17 protein-coding genes are annotated in these 15,357 nt (G+C 73.2%); 5 read left to right on the top strand and 12 right to left on the bottom strand.

The window, feature by feature from the left end:
* Window positions 1-29: 29 nt before the first annotated feature.
* From EDF18_RS14425 to EDF18_RS14415, 3 genes are all read left to right on the top strand, one after another.
* Window positions 30-632 (top strand): nitroreductase family protein, encoded by a 603-nt coding sequence (locus tag EDF18_RS14425; protein ID WP_123548603.1) that lies wholly within the window; start codon window positions 30-32, stop codon window positions 630-632.
* A 280-nt stretch (window positions 633-912) separates the two neighbouring features.
* Window positions 913-2,082 carry a DUF4190 domain-containing protein gene (locus EDF18_RS14420; RefSeq protein WP_123548512.1) on the top strand — a complete coding sequence of 390 codons (1,170 nt, stop codon included), beginning with the start codon at window positions 913-915 and terminating at the stop codon, window positions 2,080-2,082.
* A 118-nt stretch (window positions 2,083-2,200) separates the two neighbouring features.
* Window positions 2,201-2,998, top strand: a complete 798-nt coding sequence (locus EDF18_RS14415) for an isocitrate lyase/phosphoenolpyruvate mutase family protein (RefSeq protein WP_123548511.1) — start codon at window positions 2,201-2,203, stop codon at window positions 2,996-2,998.
* Window positions 2,999-3,080: 82 nt separating this feature from the next.
* On the opposite strand, the gene EDF18_RS14410 is transcribed toward EDF18_RS14415, so the two are convergent.
* The 5 genes from EDF18_RS14410 to EDF18_RS14390 form a co-directional block, all read right to left on the bottom strand.
* Window positions 3,081-4,325 carry a YihY/virulence factor BrkB family protein gene (locus EDF18_RS14410; protein WP_199732458.1) on the bottom strand — a complete coding sequence of 415 codons (1,245 nt, stop codon included), beginning with the start codon at window positions 4,323-4,325 and terminating at the stop codon, window positions 3,081-3,083.
* Between the two features lie 143 nt (window positions 4,326-4,468).
* Window positions 4,469-4,744 carry a DUF3618 domain-containing protein gene (locus tag EDF18_RS14405; protein WP_123548510.1) on the bottom strand — a complete coding sequence of 92 codons (276 nt, stop codon included), beginning with the start codon at window positions 4,742-4,744 and terminating at the stop codon, window positions 4,469-4,471.
* Window positions 4,744-5,184: a phage holin family protein gene (locus EDF18_RS14400; RefSeq protein WP_123548509.1), complete on the bottom strand. Its 441-nt coding sequence runs from the start codon at window positions 5,182-5,184 to the stop codon at window positions 4,744-4,746. The genes EDF18_RS14405 and EDF18_RS14400 overlap by 1 nt, the downstream gene beginning before the upstream one ends.
* The gene (locus EDF18_RS14395; protein ID WP_123548508.1) at window positions 5,177-5,530 is read right to left on the bottom strand and encodes a YtxH domain-containing protein; all 354 of its coding nucleotides are present in this window, start codon (window positions 5,528-5,530) and stop codon (window positions 5,177-5,179) included. The genes EDF18_RS14400 and EDF18_RS14395 overlap by 8 nt, the downstream gene beginning before the upstream one ends.
* A 125-nt stretch (window positions 5,531-5,655) precedes the next feature.
* A complete protein-coding gene (locus tag EDF18_RS14390; protein WP_158614696.1) occupies window positions 5,656-7,266 on the bottom strand; it encodes a glycosyltransferase 87 family protein in 1,611 nt (536 codons plus the stop codon).
* Window positions 7,267-7,327: 61 nt separating this feature from the next.
* Here EDF18_RS14390 and EDF18_RS14385 point away from each other — a divergent pair, with 61 nt between their 5' ends.
* Complete coding sequence (locus EDF18_RS14385) at window positions 7,328-7,855, top strand: MarR family winged helix-turn-helix transcriptional regulator (RefSeq protein ID WP_123548506.1); 528 nt, start codon at window positions 7,328-7,330, stop codon at window positions 7,853-7,855.
* Window positions 7,856-7,896: 41 nt separating this feature from the next.
* Here the strand turns inward: EDF18_RS14385 and EDF18_RS14380 are convergent, their stop codons facing one another.
* The 6 genes from EDF18_RS14380 to EDF18_RS14355 are packed head-to-tail and all read right to left on the bottom strand — an operon-like array spanning window position 7,897 to window position 13,408.
* Window positions 7,897-8,892 carry a prenyltransferase gene (locus EDF18_RS14380; protein ID WP_233569185.1) on the bottom strand — a complete coding sequence of 332 codons (996 nt, stop codon included), beginning with the start codon at window positions 8,890-8,892 and terminating at the stop codon, window positions 7,897-7,899.
* Window positions 8,889-9,329, bottom strand: a complete 441-nt coding sequence (locus EDF18_RS14375) for a lycopene cyclase domain-containing protein (RefSeq protein WP_123548505.1) — start codon at window positions 9,327-9,329, stop codon at window positions 8,889-8,891. The genes EDF18_RS14380 and EDF18_RS14375 overlap by 4 nt, the downstream gene beginning before the upstream one ends.
* The gene (locus tag EDF18_RS14370) at window positions 9,326-9,691 is read right to left on the bottom strand and encodes a lycopene cyclase domain-containing protein (protein ID WP_123548504.1); all 366 of its coding nucleotides are present in this window, start codon (window positions 9,689-9,691) and stop codon (window positions 9,326-9,328) included. The genes EDF18_RS14375 and EDF18_RS14370 overlap by 4 nt, the downstream gene beginning before the upstream one ends.
* A complete protein-coding gene (gene crtI, locus EDF18_RS14365) occupies window positions 9,691-11,397 on the bottom strand; it encodes a phytoene desaturase family protein (protein ID WP_233569184.1) in 1,707 nt (568 codons plus the stop codon). Before crtI ends, EDF18_RS14370 begins: the two co-directional genes overlap by 1 nt.
* Window positions 11,394-12,296 carry a phytoene/squalene synthase family protein gene (locus EDF18_RS14360; protein WP_123548503.1) on the bottom strand — a complete coding sequence of 301 codons (903 nt, stop codon included), beginning with the start codon at window positions 12,294-12,296 and terminating at the stop codon, window positions 11,394-11,396. Before EDF18_RS14360 ends, crtI begins: the two co-directional genes overlap by 4 nt.
* Window positions 12,293-13,408 (bottom strand): polyprenyl synthetase family protein, encoded by a 1,116-nt coding sequence (locus EDF18_RS14355; protein ID WP_123548502.1) that lies wholly within the window; start codon window positions 13,406-13,408, stop codon window positions 12,293-12,295. Before EDF18_RS14355 ends, EDF18_RS14360 begins: the two co-directional genes overlap by 4 nt.
* 18 nt (window positions 13,409-13,426) lie before the next feature.
* On the opposite strand from EDF18_RS14355, the gene idi reads away from it, so the two are divergent.
* A complete protein-coding gene (gene idi, locus EDF18_RS14350) occupies window positions 13,427-14,005 on the top strand; it encodes an isopentenyl-diphosphate Delta-isomerase (RefSeq protein WP_123548501.1) in 579 nt (192 codons plus the stop codon).
* A gap of 74 nt (window positions 14,006-14,079) precedes the next feature.
* On the opposite strand, the gene EDF18_RS14345 is transcribed toward idi, so the two are convergent.
* Window positions 14,080-15,195: an acyl-CoA desaturase gene (locus EDF18_RS14345; protein WP_123548500.1), complete on the bottom strand. Its 1,116-nt coding sequence runs from the start codon at window positions 15,193-15,195 to the stop codon at window positions 14,080-14,082.
* Window positions 15,196-15,357: the final 162 nt, after the last annotated feature.

Genomic DNA, 15,357 nt, shown 5'->3' with positions numbered 1-15,357 from the left:
ACCACCACGAAAGCCGGTTCACCGTGTCGATCTCCGAGACCACCTCCGCAGCCCCCTCCACCGTCCGCACCGCCGAGACCAGCGTGCCGATCGTCGACCTGCTCGACGAGCGCTGGAGCCCCCGCTCGTTCGACCCGACGGCGACGATCAGCGACGCGCAGCTCGACGCCCTGCTCGAGGCCGCCCGCTGGGCTCCCTCGGCGCAGAACCACCAGCCCCGCCGCTTCGTCGTCGCCCGCCGCGGCACGGAGACCTTCGACACGATCGTCGGCGCCCTCCTCAGCTTCAACGCGATGTGGGCCGGCAACGCCTCCGCGCTGGTCGTCGCGCTGGCCGAGACCTCGACCGTCGAGGGCGACGACCGTCCGACCGCCGAGTACGACCTGGGCCAGGCCGTCGCGCACCTCAGCGTCCAGGCGCACGCGGAGGGCTTCCACACGCACCAGATGGCCGGCGTCGAGTGGGACAAGCTCGTGGCGGCGTTCGACCTGCCCGCGAACCTGAAGCCGGTCACCGTGACCGCCGTCGGCGTCGTCGACGAGGCCGACAAGCTGATCGAGGCGCTGGCCGAGCGCGAGACCGCGCCGCGCGTCCGCCTGTCGCTCGACGAGCTCGTGCTGCGCCGCGACTAGCCCCCCGCTGCGGCCGCTGGCGCTGCCGCTGCCCGCGCACTGCCCGTCCTGACCCCTCGGACCCGCGCGCACCCCTCGGCGCGAGCGAGGGCGTGCGCGGGTCCGAGGGGTCTTTTCGTGATGCGTCCGCGCAGGTCATCCGCACGGGCGACGGCGCAGGAGGCGCGGGTCATCCTGCAGGACCGCACCCGCGCCACCGGCGACGGACGACCGAGGAGGCGCAGCTCCGTAGCGTCGAGGACGGGCCGGTGGACGCCGGTCGCGCACGCGAGGAGACAGCATGACCGACGACCGCACACCTGCCGAGGGCACCGACGACGCCGACCGACACGCGACCGAGGAGCTCGGCCGCTCCGCACCTGACGCACCCCTCGCCCCGCCGGCGCAGTCCGCCCAGCCCGCAGGGCCGGCGCAGCCCGCAGGACCGGCCCAGCCCGCAGGGCCGGCGCAGCCCGCAGGACCGGCGCAACCCGCAGAGCCGGCGCAGCCCGCAGGACCGGCGCAGCCCGCAGGACCGGGGCAGCCGCCGGCCCTCAGCGGCGCGAGCGGCTGGGCGATCGCGGCCCTCGTCGTCGGCATCGGCGCGTTCCTCGTCGGGCTCGTGCCCGTGGTCGGCCTGCTGGTCGCGCTGGTCGGCGTCGCCCTCGGGGTCGTCGCGCTGGTGCGCCGTCGTCGGGCGCAGTCGGGTCTCGGCCTCGGCGTCACCGGCCTGGCGCTGTCGGGTCTCGCCGCCGTGACGAACGTCGCCGTGGTGGCCGTGCTCGTCGTGGCCGTGCCCGTCGGGGCCCGCCTCGCGGACGAGGCCGCGAGCAGCTGGTACGGCGGGGACACCGGGCAGGGCCTCGACGGCGACCCGTACGGCCCCGGCCAGGGCGACGGGTACGACGACGGCGACGGCGCCGCCGACCCCGCCGCCGTGACGACCCCGTGCTGGTCGTTCTCGCTCCCCGACGACGCCCGGGTGTCCGGCGACGACAGCGACGCCGACGCCTGCGCCACGTCCTTCGGCGTGGCCGACGACACCGCCGTCACGCCCGTGCAGGTCGTGACCGTGCCCGCCGCCGTCGCCGCGGGCCTCGTCTCCGCGACGAGCACCGACCGCGTCGCCGACGCCGTCGCCGCCCTGCGTCCGAGCTGGCTGCCCGGCGTCGGCACGGTCGTCGGCGCGCCCGAGCAGACCACGCTCGACGGCCAGCCCGCCGCCCTCGTCCGGCTCGCGACCGGGGACGATCTCGGCACGCCCGCCGCCGTGGTCGTCGCGTGGTCCCCCGCGGACGCGACCGGCACCTCCTCGCTCACCCTCGTGACCGTCGGACCGGACACGGACACGGACACGGACACGGACCTCGGCTACGGCTCGGCCGGCGGCGCGTCCGCCGCCGCTCGCGCCGCGGCGACCGAGCGCACGCTCACGAGCCTCACCGGCACCTGGGACTGGGCCGGCCGCTGAGCCGCCCCGCCGCCGACACGAGACCGGGCCGGCCGCTGAGCCGGCCGGGGCGCGCACCGCACGCGCACCTCCTCGTCCCCTGATGGCGCAGGAGGCGCGGGTGCGGTTGGCTGGGAGCATGTCGATCTCCTCCACGGCCGCGAAGGCCGACCTGCTCCGCTCGCTGCACGTGCCCGGCGACCCGCTCGTGGTCACCAACGTGTGGGACAGCATCACCGCCCGCGTCGTCGCGGGCGCCCCGGGGGTCAGGGCCCTCGCCACCGCGTCGCACTCGATCAGCGAGGCCCACGGCGTCGAGGACGGCGAGGGGCTCGACGTCGACCAAATGCTCGACGCCGTCCGGCTCGTCATCCGCGCGGTCGACCTGCCCGTCTCCGTCGACTTCGAGAAGGCCTACGCGACCGACGCGGCCGGCACGCTCGACAACGTGTGGCGCCTGATCGAGGAGGGCGCCGCCGGCCTCAACCTCGAGGACAGCACGGGCAAGTCCAAGACGGAGCTCTACGACATCGACACCCAGGTGTCCAAAGTCGCGGCCGCCCGTCAGGCCGGCGACCGCGCCGGCGTGCCGATCGTCATCAACGCCCGCGTGGACGCCCTGGCCGGCGACCCCTCGCTCTTCGACGACGCCGTCCGTCGTGCGAACGCCTACCTCGACGCCGGTGCCGATTGCGCGTTCGTGCTCGGCCTGGGCACGGAGGACCTCGTCTCGCGCGCACTCGACGAGATCCACGGCAAGGTCAGCGTCATCTCGGGGCCGGACTCGGTGCCGCTCGCGCGCCTCGCCGAGCTCGGCGTCTCGCGCGTCAGCTTCGGCCCGATGACGATGGGCCTGACGCTGTCGCACCTGCGCGACGCCGCCGAGCAGCTGACCGCCCGCGGCGACTACCCCCGCGAGCTCGGCTTCAGCTTCTAGGGCGCACGACCCCGCGTGGACGCACGCACGGGGCCCCGACGACTGACGTCGTCGGGGCCTCGTGCGTGCGTGTGTGCCGGGTTCAGTCGCGATCCTTCGCGGCGGCCTTCGCCTCGGCCTTGTCGGCCTTGCGCTTCGCCTTGGCCTCGGCCTTCGCCGTGTCGTCGGCGGCGTCGTCCTCGGCCTTGGCCCGGTCGAGGTCGTCGGAGTCGGCGTCCGCGTGATCGTCGCCTCGACGGCCGTTCCCCTCGCGCTCCTCCTCCGCCTCCTGCCGCTCGATCGACTCGGCGGCGGCCTGGCGCAGGCGCATGCCGTCGAGCTCGTCCTGGGCGGCGACGGCCTGCTTCTTGTCGCTCTGGGCGGTGTCGCGAGGCGGCAGCAGGATGTCCTTCTCGGCCTTCATGCCGGCCTGCAGCTCGCGGCCGCGCTCGATCTCGGCGTCGAACTCGGCGCCGAAGAGCAACGCGAGGTTCGTGATCCAGAGCCAGAGCAGGAACACGATGACGGCACCGAGCGAGCCGTACGTCTTGTTGTAGTTGGAGAAGTTGGCCACGTAGAAGCCGAAGCCGACGCTCGCGATCATCCAGATGAGGATGGCGAGGAGCGAGCCCAAGCTCATCCAGCGGAACTTCGGCTGCTTCACGTTGGGCGAGAAGTAGAAGAGCACAGCGACGACCACCACCACGATGACCAGCAGCACGGGCCACTTGACGATGCCCCAGACGAAGACGGCGGTCGAACCGAGGCCGATCACGTCACCGACGGTCTCGGCGACGTCGCCGCTCAGCACGAGGATCAGCCCCGCGACGACGATCAGCACCACGGTGAAGGCCGTGATGGCGAGCATGGTCGGACGGAGCTTCCAGATCGGACGCCCCTCGTCGATGTTGTAGATCCGGTTCATGGCGCGGCCGAAGCCGCCCACGTAGCCGGACGCCGACCAGAGGGCGCCGAGCACACCGGCGACGAAGGCGAACCCCGCGGCCTGCGAGCCGATCAGCTCCTGGATGGGACCGCGCAGGGTCTGGGCGATCGAGTCGCTGCCGAGCTGCGAGAGCAGCTGCAGGACGGCGTCGGTCGTCGGCCCGGCCTGGCCGAAGATGCCGAGCAACGAGACCACGGCGAGCAGGCCGGGGAAGATCGCGAGCACGGCGTAGTACGTCAGCGAGGCGGCGAGGTCGGTGCACTGGTCGGAGCCGAACTCGCGCAGGGTCTTCTTGAGGACGTAGCCCCACGACCGCTTGTGCAGGTCGTCGGGGCTGTCGGGCTTGCGCGCGTCGTCCGGGTCGGGTGCGGTCTGCTCTCGGGCGGAGCTGCTCTGCGCCATGGTCGTGGTCTTCCTGTCCTGGTGGTGCTCGCCCGGCAGGTGGTGCCGAACAGGTCTGTCGTGAGGGCCGTCCGTCCTGGCCCCCGGGTGAACAGTGCGCCGGGACGAGGGGGGCGTGAGCCCTCGTCGCCCCGACGCTGCCGTCAGCGGCGGGTGATCTTGACGATGCCGGCGACGATGGCTGCCGCACCGGCGACGCCGGCGGCTGCGGCCGCGACCACGGGGGCCGGGTCGTCGTCGAGGCGGCGCTTGACGCTCGCCTTGAGGCGCCGGGCGTGGGCGGGCACGCTCAGCTTGTCCTCGATGGCGTCGAGGGTCTCCTTGAACTGCTCGCGGGTGCGGGCGATGTCCAGCTCGATCTCGGGGATGCTCGCGCCCTCGCGCGGGCCGGGCTTCTGGTCGCTCTTCTCGTCGCCCATCAGTCGCTCGTGCCCTTCGTGCTCGTGCTCTTCGTGCTGGTCCCCTTCAGCGCGGCCACGTCGGCCTTCACGCTGTCGACGGCCTGCTGCGGCACGGGCGGCACGCCCTTCTTGAGCGCCTTGACGCCCAGCAGCGCGAGCACGCCGGTGACCACCAGCAGCACGGCCGCCACTATCAGGGCAGCGAGCCACGGCGCCACCACGGTGGCGAGCCCCAACACGCCGGCGGTGATCAGCACGGCGAGGAGGAAGAAGCCGAAGAGCGCGGCGCCGACCAGCAGTCCTGCGCCGACCCCCGCCTCCTTCAGCTTGGTGACGAGCTCGGTCTTCGCGAGCTGGATCTCGCCCCTGATGAGACGGGAGATGAGCTCGGGCAGGCTGCCGAGCAGCGAGCCGAGCGACTTCTTGGTGCTCTGTTCCGGTGCCTTGAGGTCACTCACCGACGTTCACCCCGGGCAGCTTCGCGGCGCCCTCGCTGTCGGAGCCGGCGCTCTCGGCGCGGGTCTTGGCGGAGTCAGCGACGTCGTCGGCCTTGTCCGACGCCTTCGAGGCGACGGACTTGGCCTTCGAGGCCGCGTCGCCGGCGGCGCCCTGCAGCTTCTTGCCCACGACGGGGGCGTTCTCCTTCACGAAGTCCTCGGCCTGGTGGACCGTCTTCTGCACGGAGGGGTTCTCCCACAGGCTCTCGGCCTGCGACTTGATCTTGACGTAGGCACCGCGTCCGGCACGTGCTCCCAGCACGTAGCCCACAGCTGCTCCGGCGACGAAGAGGATCTTGCCCTTCATGAGTGCTCCATTCAGTTCGAGGTCGACCGGGCCCCAGCGGCCCAGGACACCAACGCTGGCACAGACCCCCGGGCACAGACCAGATTCCCAGTACCGAGGCGCGGCCAGGGGTACAACGACGCACCTCAGGAGGGGCGGCGAGCGCCCCGGCTGTGGACGGCTGACAGGGACGAGGCCGAGGAGGCGGAGGTCGTGTCGGCCAGGACGGCCGCGGGGACGGCGACGGCGACGGACCGCACCCGTCGCGACCACCAGCGGGGCGGGAGCTCACGGCCCCATGCGGCGAGCGCCTCCTCGACCAGGCGCAGCACGCACCAGCCGAAGAGCCCGACCAGCAGCACGTTGCGCGCACCGAGCACCGCCACGGCGACCGGGTCCAGGTCGATCAACGGCAGGTAGAGCACCGGGAACACCAGCGTCGTCAGCCCGGCTGCCCACGCCACGATCCTCGCCGGGGCGCGGAACGCGGCGGCGTCCGCCCACAGGCCCGCCGCGACGACCGGCGCGATCCACAGGACGTACTGGGGCGACCCGACCTTGTTGAAGACGATCAGCGTGATCGCCAGGGTCAGGGCCCCGAGCAGGACGAGGCGGGACTCGTGCCCGGCGAGGGCGGCCCCGTCGGCCCCCGCAGGCCCGGCCCCCGCAGGCCCGGCCCCCGCAGGCTCGGCCCCCGCAGGCCCGGCCCCCGCGCTCCCGACACCCTCAGGCGCAGCGCCCGCACGCCCGGCCCGGGCGCGCCCGGCCGCCGCGACCGCCAGCAGCCCGACGAGCACGACCATCACGACGCCCATCGCCTGCGTGCTGCCGTGCACCGCCCAGGTGTCGCCCGGCCCCATCACCTCGCGGGTTGCGAGCCCGACGTTCTCGTACACGGAGGCGCCCGGCACCCCCAGCATCGCCATCCACAGCCACGGGGTCGCGAGCGGCGCCTCGAGCTGCAGCGCCCGGTCCGACTGCATCGTGACGAAGCTGTCGACCGACGCCAGGCCCCCGCCGACGGCGACCACCGCGACGACGACGAGCGTCACCCAGAGGCACGCCCGCACGACCGTCGCGCGTCCCCGGCTCGCGACCACGACGGCCGCGATGACGGCCGCCGGCCAGACCTTGACCCACGTCGCCACGGCCAGCAGTGCGCCGGCCACCCGGGGCCGCGTGCCGAGCAGGAGGAGGGCCGCGACCACGGCAGGCGCGCTGAAGGCCTCGAGCCGGAGGAACGCCACCGGGCTCAGCAGGAACAGCACGAGCAGCCACCACCACGCCGCCGGGGCGTCGACCGTGCGGCGCCCGCGGTCGGTGAGCAGCCAGAGCGACGCGGCGTTCGCGGCCGTCACGAGGAGGAGCCAGACGAGCTGGTAGAGCGACTCCCCCAGGACGTTCGGCAGCACGACGGGCAGCAGCGCGCCGGCCGGGTAGACCCAGGCGAAGTCCATGACGGGCCAGCGGCCCTCGCTGAGGGCGCCGGTGGCCCAGGTGCGGTACAGGGGCAGGTCGCCCTCCGCGCCTCCTCGGAGCATCAGCGGCGTCAGGGCGACGAAGACGGCGGCGTGCAGGGCGACGAAGGTCCACCAGATCGCGCGGGGCTGCTGACGGAACACGCTCCAGACCCCGCGCAGGTGCCGCACGCCGTCGCGGAGACGGGCGGCGGAGCCGCCGCCCCCGTCGGGACCGGGCGTGGTCCCCGGGGAACGCCGGGACGAGGAGGCGGTGGTCCGGGGCGCGCGCGAGCTCACCCTGCGGACGCTAGGGCGCGCACCTTTCGACAAGGTGAACGTCGGGCGTACGATGCCGCGCATGGACCGACGGAGCTCCGACGACGACCCGCGCACGGCTGCGCCCGGGGCCGAGGACGACCAGCCGACGCGCGACGACGAGAGTGCCGACGACAGGCCGGTCGGCTGGTGGCTGACCCGGGTCGAGCGGCTGCTCGACCAGCGGTTCGCCGAGGCGCTGGACGAGCACGGCGTGACGCGCCGTCAGTGGCAGGTGCTCGAGGCCCTCGAGCGCGGCGTCCAGCCTGGCGCCGACGAGTCCCTCGCGGCTGCGAGCGGCTCGACCGCGTCGTCGGAGGGGCCGGCCGACGACGACCAGTCGCTGGTCGACGACCTCGGCGAGCTCGTCGAGAGCGGCTGGGTGGCGGTCGATACCGACGCCCTCGGCGCCAGCCGTCACTGGCTGACCGAGCGGGGCGCGGTGGCGCACGCGAAGCTGCGCGACGTGGTGCTCGGCATCGGCGCGGACGCCTTCGCGGGCGTCAGCCCCGACGACCGCGCGACGGCGCTCCGCGTGCTGCGGCGGGCCGTCGGCAACCTCGGCGGCTGACCCTCCGCTGGGGACCTGGGCGGCCGAGGAGGCGGCGCCGGCTACGCCAGCGCGACCCATCCGATCATCAGCATCGTCGCGACGAACCCCGACACGAAGTTGAGCCAGAGGAACCGCTTCCAGCCCTTGTTCGCGCCCTCCGCCTCGGCGTCGGTGATGTTCCACCAGGGCGCGCAGTTCAGGGCGTAGGCCACGGGGATGATCGCCGCGAACGGCCCGGGTGCGTCGGTGAAGGTGAGCAGGATGCCCGCGAGCAGGTAGGCGACGACGGCGAGCCGGACCGTGGTCCGGGCGCCGATCACGGTGGCGATCGAGGCGATGCCGCCCTCGCGGTCGGCGATGACGTCCTGCACGGCACCGAAGGCGTGGCTCGCTGCTCCCCACAGGAAGAACGCCCCCAGCAGCGCCCAGAGCGCCGGCGTGAAGGTGGCCCCCGCGAGCACGAGGCCGTAGACGGCCGGGCTGACGAAGTGCGTGCTCGACGTGACGGAGTCGACGAACGGGCGCTCCTTGAAGCGCAGCCCCTTCGCCGAGTAGGCGACGACCGCGAACAGGCTCACGGCGAGCACCAGCCAGCTGAGCGGGCTGCCCACCGCGACGAGGAACAGCACGAACGGCACGCAGGTGAGCACGGCCGCCCAGAGCGTCGTGCGGTGCATGCTCCGGTCGAGCAGGGCGCCCTCGACCCCGCCCTTGCGCGGGTTCCGCAGGTCGCTCTCGTAGTCGAAGACGTCGTTGATGCCGTACATCGCGAGGTTGTAGGGCACGAGGAAGAACAGGATGCCGACGACCGCGACGAGCCAGTCCACCTGCGAGAAGTCGAAGGCAGGGGCCGGCCCGGTGAGGACGACCACCGCGGCCGACCCGTCGGCGACGGCGTCGGCGACCGACTGCGAGACGTAGGCGCCGCCCGCGTCGGCGTCCGGGCTCGGCGTGCTGGCCGCGGTGAGGACGTACGCCGCCGCGAACGGGAACGCCGTGTTGATCCAGCTGAGGGGCCGGGAGGACCAGAACAGGGCCTTCAGGGTCGCGGTCACCGCGCCTCCTCGGCGTCCGCCGTGCTGGCGTCGGGGCCGCTCACGCTCCCGCTGCCGGCGCGACGCGACTCCCCCGCGGCCTTCGCGGCCTCCGTCTCGCTCCGCGACCCGAGCAGGGTCCACACGCTCGGCAGCAGCACGAGCGCCGCGACCGCGTAGGCGAAGTCCTCGAGCGGGGCGATGCCGACGAAGGCGCCGCTGATGCGCGACTCGTCGTAGCCGACGAGCCCGACGCCGATCATGACGTTGTCGAAGACGGCGGTCATCACCAGCAGCACCGCGGTCGAGAGCCCGGCGGCGCGCACGACGGCGGCGAGCGAGCCGTGGGTCGAGGAGGCGCGGGTCGACCGGGTGCGCGCCCAGCGCAACAGCAGTGCGGCACCCGCCGTCACGGCCACGAGCCCGAGGAAGACCGCGTTGATCGCCCAGTACGTCACGCGCGGTCACCGCCCGTCGAGAGGGCGGCCGACGCGGCCCGACGGCGCTCCACCGCGTCGAGCACGAGGCGCGAGCCGGCGAGCAGGTTCATCGTGAGCCAGCAGAGCAGCACGAGGAAGAAGACCTCCTCGAGGGGCAGCTCGGGCGCGAGCTGCACGCCCGTCATGAACGACGTCTCGCCACGGAAGAAGACGCCCGCGTCGATGCCGACGATGTCCCAGATGAGGAAGAACACGACGCCGACGAGCAGCGTGACGAACGCCCGCCAGCCGTCTCGCCAGAAGAACAGGCCGAAGCGCCGGTCGAGCATCGCCATGCCGAAGATCGAGATCAGCAGGGCGACGAGGTACGCGAAGCCCATCAGGCGTCGCCGCTCGCGCCGGGCGCGACCCCGGAGCCCGAGCCGACCCCCGAGCCCGTGACCGTAGCTGCGCCGGCGGCCGGCTCGGCCACCGGCCCCGTGCTCGTGTCGCCGCGCATGTTCTTGAGCAGGATCTCGGCGCTGATCAGGCACATCGGCAGGCCGATCCCCGGGCGCACCGAGCCGCCGGCGTAGAAGAGGCCCTGCACGTGCTCGGAGGTGTTGCCGGCACGGAACATCGCGCTCTGCGAGAGCGTGTGCGCCGGGCCGAGCATGCTGCCGCTCCACGCGTTGACGTCGTCGACGAAGTCGCGCGGGCCGCGGGTGCGGCGCAGCACGACGCGCGACGCGAGGTCGGGGATGTCGGCCCAGTCGGCGATCTGCTCGATCACCTGGTCGGCGAGCCGCTCGATCAGCGGGTCGCCGTCGCCGCCGACGTCGCCGCGGCCGAGGGACGGATCGGCGGGCAGCGGCACGAGCACGAAGAGGTTCGTGTGCCCGGCGGGCGCCGTCGAGGGGTCGACCGTGCTCGGCTTGCAGACGTAGAGCGACGGCGGGTCGGGGATCCGCTTGTCGTCGCCGAAGATGCGGTCGAAGTTCTCGTGCCAGTCGCGCGCGAAGAACAGCGTGTGGTGCTCGAGCTCGGGCACCTCGCCCTCGACGCCCAGGTACAGCAGCAGGGCGCTCGGCCCCGGGTCGCGGATGGCCCAGTAGTCGGAGTCGTAGGTGCGCAGGCCCTCGGGCAGCAGCTGCGTCTCGAGGTGCTCGAGGTCGGCCGCCCCGACGACCACGTCGGCCTCGAGCACGTGGTGCCCGCCCTCGGCGTCGCCGTGCTCGACGCCGCGCACGACGGCGGAGCGTCCGGGCCCGGGCGACGTGAGGACCCGGGTGACGGGCGCCTCCGTGACGATCCGGACACCCGCCTCCTCGGCCACCGCCGCGATGCGCTGGATGACCGTCGTCAGGCCGCCCTGCGGGTAGAGCACGCCGTCGTCGAGGTCGAGCGTGCTCATCAGGTGGTACATGCTCGGGGTCGCGAACGGCGACGACCCGAGGAACACGGCCGGGTAGCCGAGGATCTGCCGCAGGCGCGGCTCCTTGACGGCCCTCGAGGCGAACGCGTCCAGGTCCTGCAGCAGCAGGCGGCCGAGCTTCGGCAGCCGGACGACGACGTCGCCGCGCAGCAGCGGGCCGACGGTCTCGAAGCTCGTGTAGAGGAACCGCTGCTTGGCGAGCTCGTAGGTGTCGCGCGCCGACCGCAGGTAGCCGCGCATGCGGTCGCCGCTGCCGGGCTCGATGCCGTCGAACAGCGCGATGTTCTCCTCGAGGCCGCGCGGCACGACGATCGGCTCCTCGCGGGTGCCGTCGGCGCCGGGCTCGAAGAGCACGCGGTAGCCGGGGTCGAGCGGCACCAGGTCGAGCTGCTCGTCGGCGGACGTGCCCATCAGACGGAAGAAGTGGTCGAACACCTCGGGCATCAGGTACCAGCTCGGGCCGAGGTCGAAGCGGAAGCCGTCCTGCTCCCAGCTGCCGGCGCGACCGCCGACCTGCTCGTTCTTCTCGAGCACGGTGACGTCGTGGCCCTCACGGGCGAGCAGCGCCGCGCTGGCCAGGCCGGAGATGCCGCCGCCGATCACGACGACCCGGCGGCCGTGCCGCTCGACGCTCGTGTCGCCGACGGCGCGCTTCAGCCAGGGGGTCGTCACAGGGAGGCTCCAGGAGGTGGGGGTCGGTGGTCGGGGACGGAGGCGACGCGGCCGGCCGTGGCCTGCAGCGCGATCCGCACCTTGACGGGGTCGGGCACGCGGACGCGCGCCCGGACGAGCGAGGAGGCGGGGGTCGCCTCGAGACGCCGGTTCAGCTCGGCGAACAGCCCGTGGGCGAGCGCCACCGCGCGGCGCGACGAGGCGGGCAGCACGGGGATCACCTCGCCCGAGACGCGCAGGTCGTCGTCGATGTCGGCGACGAGGCGCCGCTTCGTGGCCTCGTCGAAGGTCGTCACGTCGACGCCGGGGAAGTAGCTGCGGCCGAGGTGCTCGAAGTCGGCCGCGAGGTCGCGGAGGAAGTTCACCTTCTGGAAGGCCGCCCCGAGCCGCGTGGCGCCCTCGTCGAGCAGCGCCCGCGTCGACTCCGGGTAGCTGTGGCCGGTGAGGAACGCGCGCAGGCACATCAGCCCGACGACCTCGGCCGAGCCGTGCACGTACCGGTCGAACGACTCCTGGTCGTGCTCGCTCGCGCTCAGGTCGGCGCGCATCGACTCGAAGAACGGGCGGGTCAGCTCGGGGCCGAAGCCGGTCGCCCGTGCGGTGCGGGCGAAGGCGTGGACGACGAGGTTGGCGCTGAACCCCTGGGCCATCGCCCGCTCGGTCTCGGCCTCCAGCTCATCGAGGCAGCGACGCGACTCGTCGGCCGTCAGGCCCGCCTCCGTGGCCGGCCCGTCGACGACCTCGTCGGCGACCCGCACGAGCGCGTAGACGTTCTCGACGTGCTGGCGCACGGCGGGGCCGAGCAGCCGCGAGGCGAGCCCGAACGAGGTCGAGTAGCGGCGGATGACGCCGGACGCGGTGCCGTCGGCGGTCGCGTCGTAGAGCGAGAGACCGGTCACCGCACGCGCTCCAGCACGACCTGGACGAGGGGGGCAAGCGCGTCGCGCAGGGCCTCGCCGACGTCGGGCCCGTCGAGCACCTCGAGCGCGCGTCGAGCATGGTCCTCGACGAGCTGCTCGGCGAAGCGCCGGGCGCCGCAGGCCTCGAGGCGGCCGCGCACGACCTCGGCCTCGGCCTCGGACAGGTCGGCCTTGCCGATGAAGGGGCGGATGCCGAACCAGTCGCTGGTCGTGGCCGCGTGCGCGACGAGCACCGTGCGCTTGCCCTCGCGGAGGTCGCCGAGCGTGGTCTTGCCGGTGTCGGACTGCGTGCCGAAGACGCCGAGCAGGTCGTCGACGACCTGGTACGCGACCCCGACCTCGCGGCCGAACTCGCCCAGGGCCCTGACCACCGCCTCCGGCGCCTCGGCCAGCACGGCGCCGGCCTGCAGCGGCGCCTCGAACGAGTAGACGGCGGTCTTCGCGCGCTCCATGTCGAGGATCTCGTCGACGGTCGGCAGGTCGTCCGAGAGCGAGAGCTCGACGTCGATCATCTCGCCGCCGGCGCTGACGAACACGGCCTCGTCGAGCAGGTCGAGGAGGCGCGCCTGGACCGGGCCGTCGCAGGGCACCTGCAGCAGGAGGCGGCTCGCACCCGTCAGCGCGAGGTCGCCGGCGATGACCGCGGCCGACATGCCGCGGTGCTCGGCGGTCGGCGTGGGGATGCCCGCCGTGGTCGCCTCGTCGCGGTAGCTGCCGCTGACGTTGGGGATGCCGCGGCGCGAGAAGTCGCGGTCGATCACGTCGTCGTGGACGATCAGCGCGGTGTGCAGCAGCTCGAAGGCGGCGCCGACGCGGGCCGCGGCCTCGTCGTCGCGGCCGCCGAGGGCCGTGTACGTGGTGAAGACCATGCGAGGGCGGAAGCGCTTGCCACCGCTCGTGTTGCGCTCGAGGACCTTCCAGAGGTCGACGTAGCGGTAGCCGACCGACTCGGCCCGGCGCTTGGCCAGCCGGAAGAAGTCGTCGAGGACGGCGTCGACCCGGGACTGGTCCCGCGCCTCACGATCGACGAGGTCGCCGTCGACGCGGCCCTGCCGGTCGTGCGTCCCCGCACGCTGGTGTTCACCGCTCACCAGGGCAGACTACCTCTCATGACACCCGAGACCTCCGTGCATCCCCAGGCGCTCCGCAGCCCCGTCGCGGGCGGCGGCGACGAGCTCGTGGTACTGCTCGACGAGGCTGGCGAGCCCTGCGGCACGCACCTCAAGGCCACGGTGCACACGGCGACGACGCCGCTGCACCTCGCCTTCAGCTGCCACGTGCTCGACGACCGCGGCCGCGTGCTCGTCACCCGCCGCGCCCTCTCGAAGAAGACCTGGCCCGGCGTCTGGACCAACTCCTTCTGCGGCCACCCCGCACCGGGCGAGACCCCCGAGGAGGCGGTGGCCCGGCGCGCGTCGCAGGAGCTCGGCATCGAGGTCACCGACGTGACCAGCGTGCTGCCGGACTTCCGGTACCTCGCGACCGACGCCTCCGGCGTGGTCGAGAACGAGATCTGCCCGGTGTTCACCGCCCGCGCGGTGGGCGTGCCCGACCCGTCTCCGGACGAGGTGGCCGAATGGGCCTGGACCGACCCCGCGGCGCTGCGCGACGCGGTCGCCGCGACGCCGTTCGCGTTCAGCCCGTGGCTCGGCTGGCAGCTCGAGGCCTGGCCGACGCCGCAGGGCTAGCTTCCGAGCCGGACAGCGCGACGGCGCCTGCCCCCGAGGGGACAGGCGCCGTCACTCTCAGGACCGGACGCCGCTCAGCGGGGGCGGAGCTGTGCCGCTGCCGGGCAGTCGAAGGGGTCGCCGCCCGCGGCGAGGCCGACGCGGTTCAGGTAGCGGATGACGATGCCGTACGACTTGACGGCCGTCGTCTCCTGGTAGGGGATCTCGTGCGCGGCGCAGTGCGCCTTGACCAGCTTCGACGCGGCACGCAGGTGCGGCCTCGCCATGCTCGGGAAGAGGTGGTGCTCGATCTGGTAGTTCAGGCCGCCCATGAACGCGGTCGAGAAGCGACCCGTGATGTTGCGCGAGGTGAGCACCTGCTTGCTGAGGAAGTCGACCTTGGCGCCCTCGGGGATGATCGGCATTCCCTTGTGGTTCGGCGCGAACGACGAGCCCATGTAGAGGCCGAAGACGGCCATCTGCACGCCGATGAAGGCGAAGGCCATCCCGACGGGCAGGAAGAAGAAGACGGCGCCGAAGTAGAGCACCATGCGCGTGGCGATCAGCGTGATCTCGAGCGCTCGGCCCTCGATCTTCTCCTTCGTGAGCAGCACCTTGAACGAGTGCACGTGCAGGTTGACGCCCTCGCCGAGCAGCAGCGGGAAGAAGAAGTACCCCTGACGACGCGTCAGGTGCTTCATGAGGCCGGTCTGCTTCGCCGCGTCCTCCTCGAGGAACGAGACCGTGTCGAACGCGATGTCCGGATCTTTGCCCTTGGTGTTCGGGTTGGCGTGGTGCCGGGTGTGCTTCGACATCCACCACGCGTAGCTCATGCCGACGACGCCGGCGGCGAGCACGCGGCCGACCTTGTCGTTGCGCGTGCCCGAGTCGAAGACCTGGCGGTGCGCGGCCTCGTGGGTGAGGAACGCGAACTGCGTGAGGATGACGCCGAGGGCCGCGGCGATGAGCAGCTGGAACCAGCTGGAGCCGAGCAGGACGAAGCCGGTCGCGGCGCCGCCGAGGCAGGCCACGAGGATGACGAAGACCGTGACGTAGAAGCCGGTGCGGCGGCGGAGCAGGCCCGCCTCGCGCACGCTGGCGAGCAGGGCCGAGTAGGTGCTGGTCGGCTTGCTGGCACGACCGGCGACGGTCGGCCGGAAGCCGGACGAGACCGGGCCGGAGGCGCCGGTGGGGGGTGCGATGACGGACATGGAGCTCCCGCGGGTGTGTCGACTTCCCAGCCGTGGAGGTGAGCGGTGCGCCCCAGATGCCTCTGACGCTAGGGGCACGGTCGGGGTCAGCGCCAGCGCACGCGGCGATGCACAGCGATGCCGGGCGGATGCACAGGTGGACCGGACGGTCGCGCGGGCGGG

Origin of the sequence: Frigoribacterium sp. PhB107 (assembly GCF_003751515.1) — a bacterium.
Lineage (GTDB): Bacteria > Actinomycetota > Actinomycetes > Actinomycetales > Microbacteriaceae > Frigoribacterium.
Note: the sequence above shows the minus strand (reverse complement) of the source record. Positions and strands in the feature narration are given on the sequence as shown.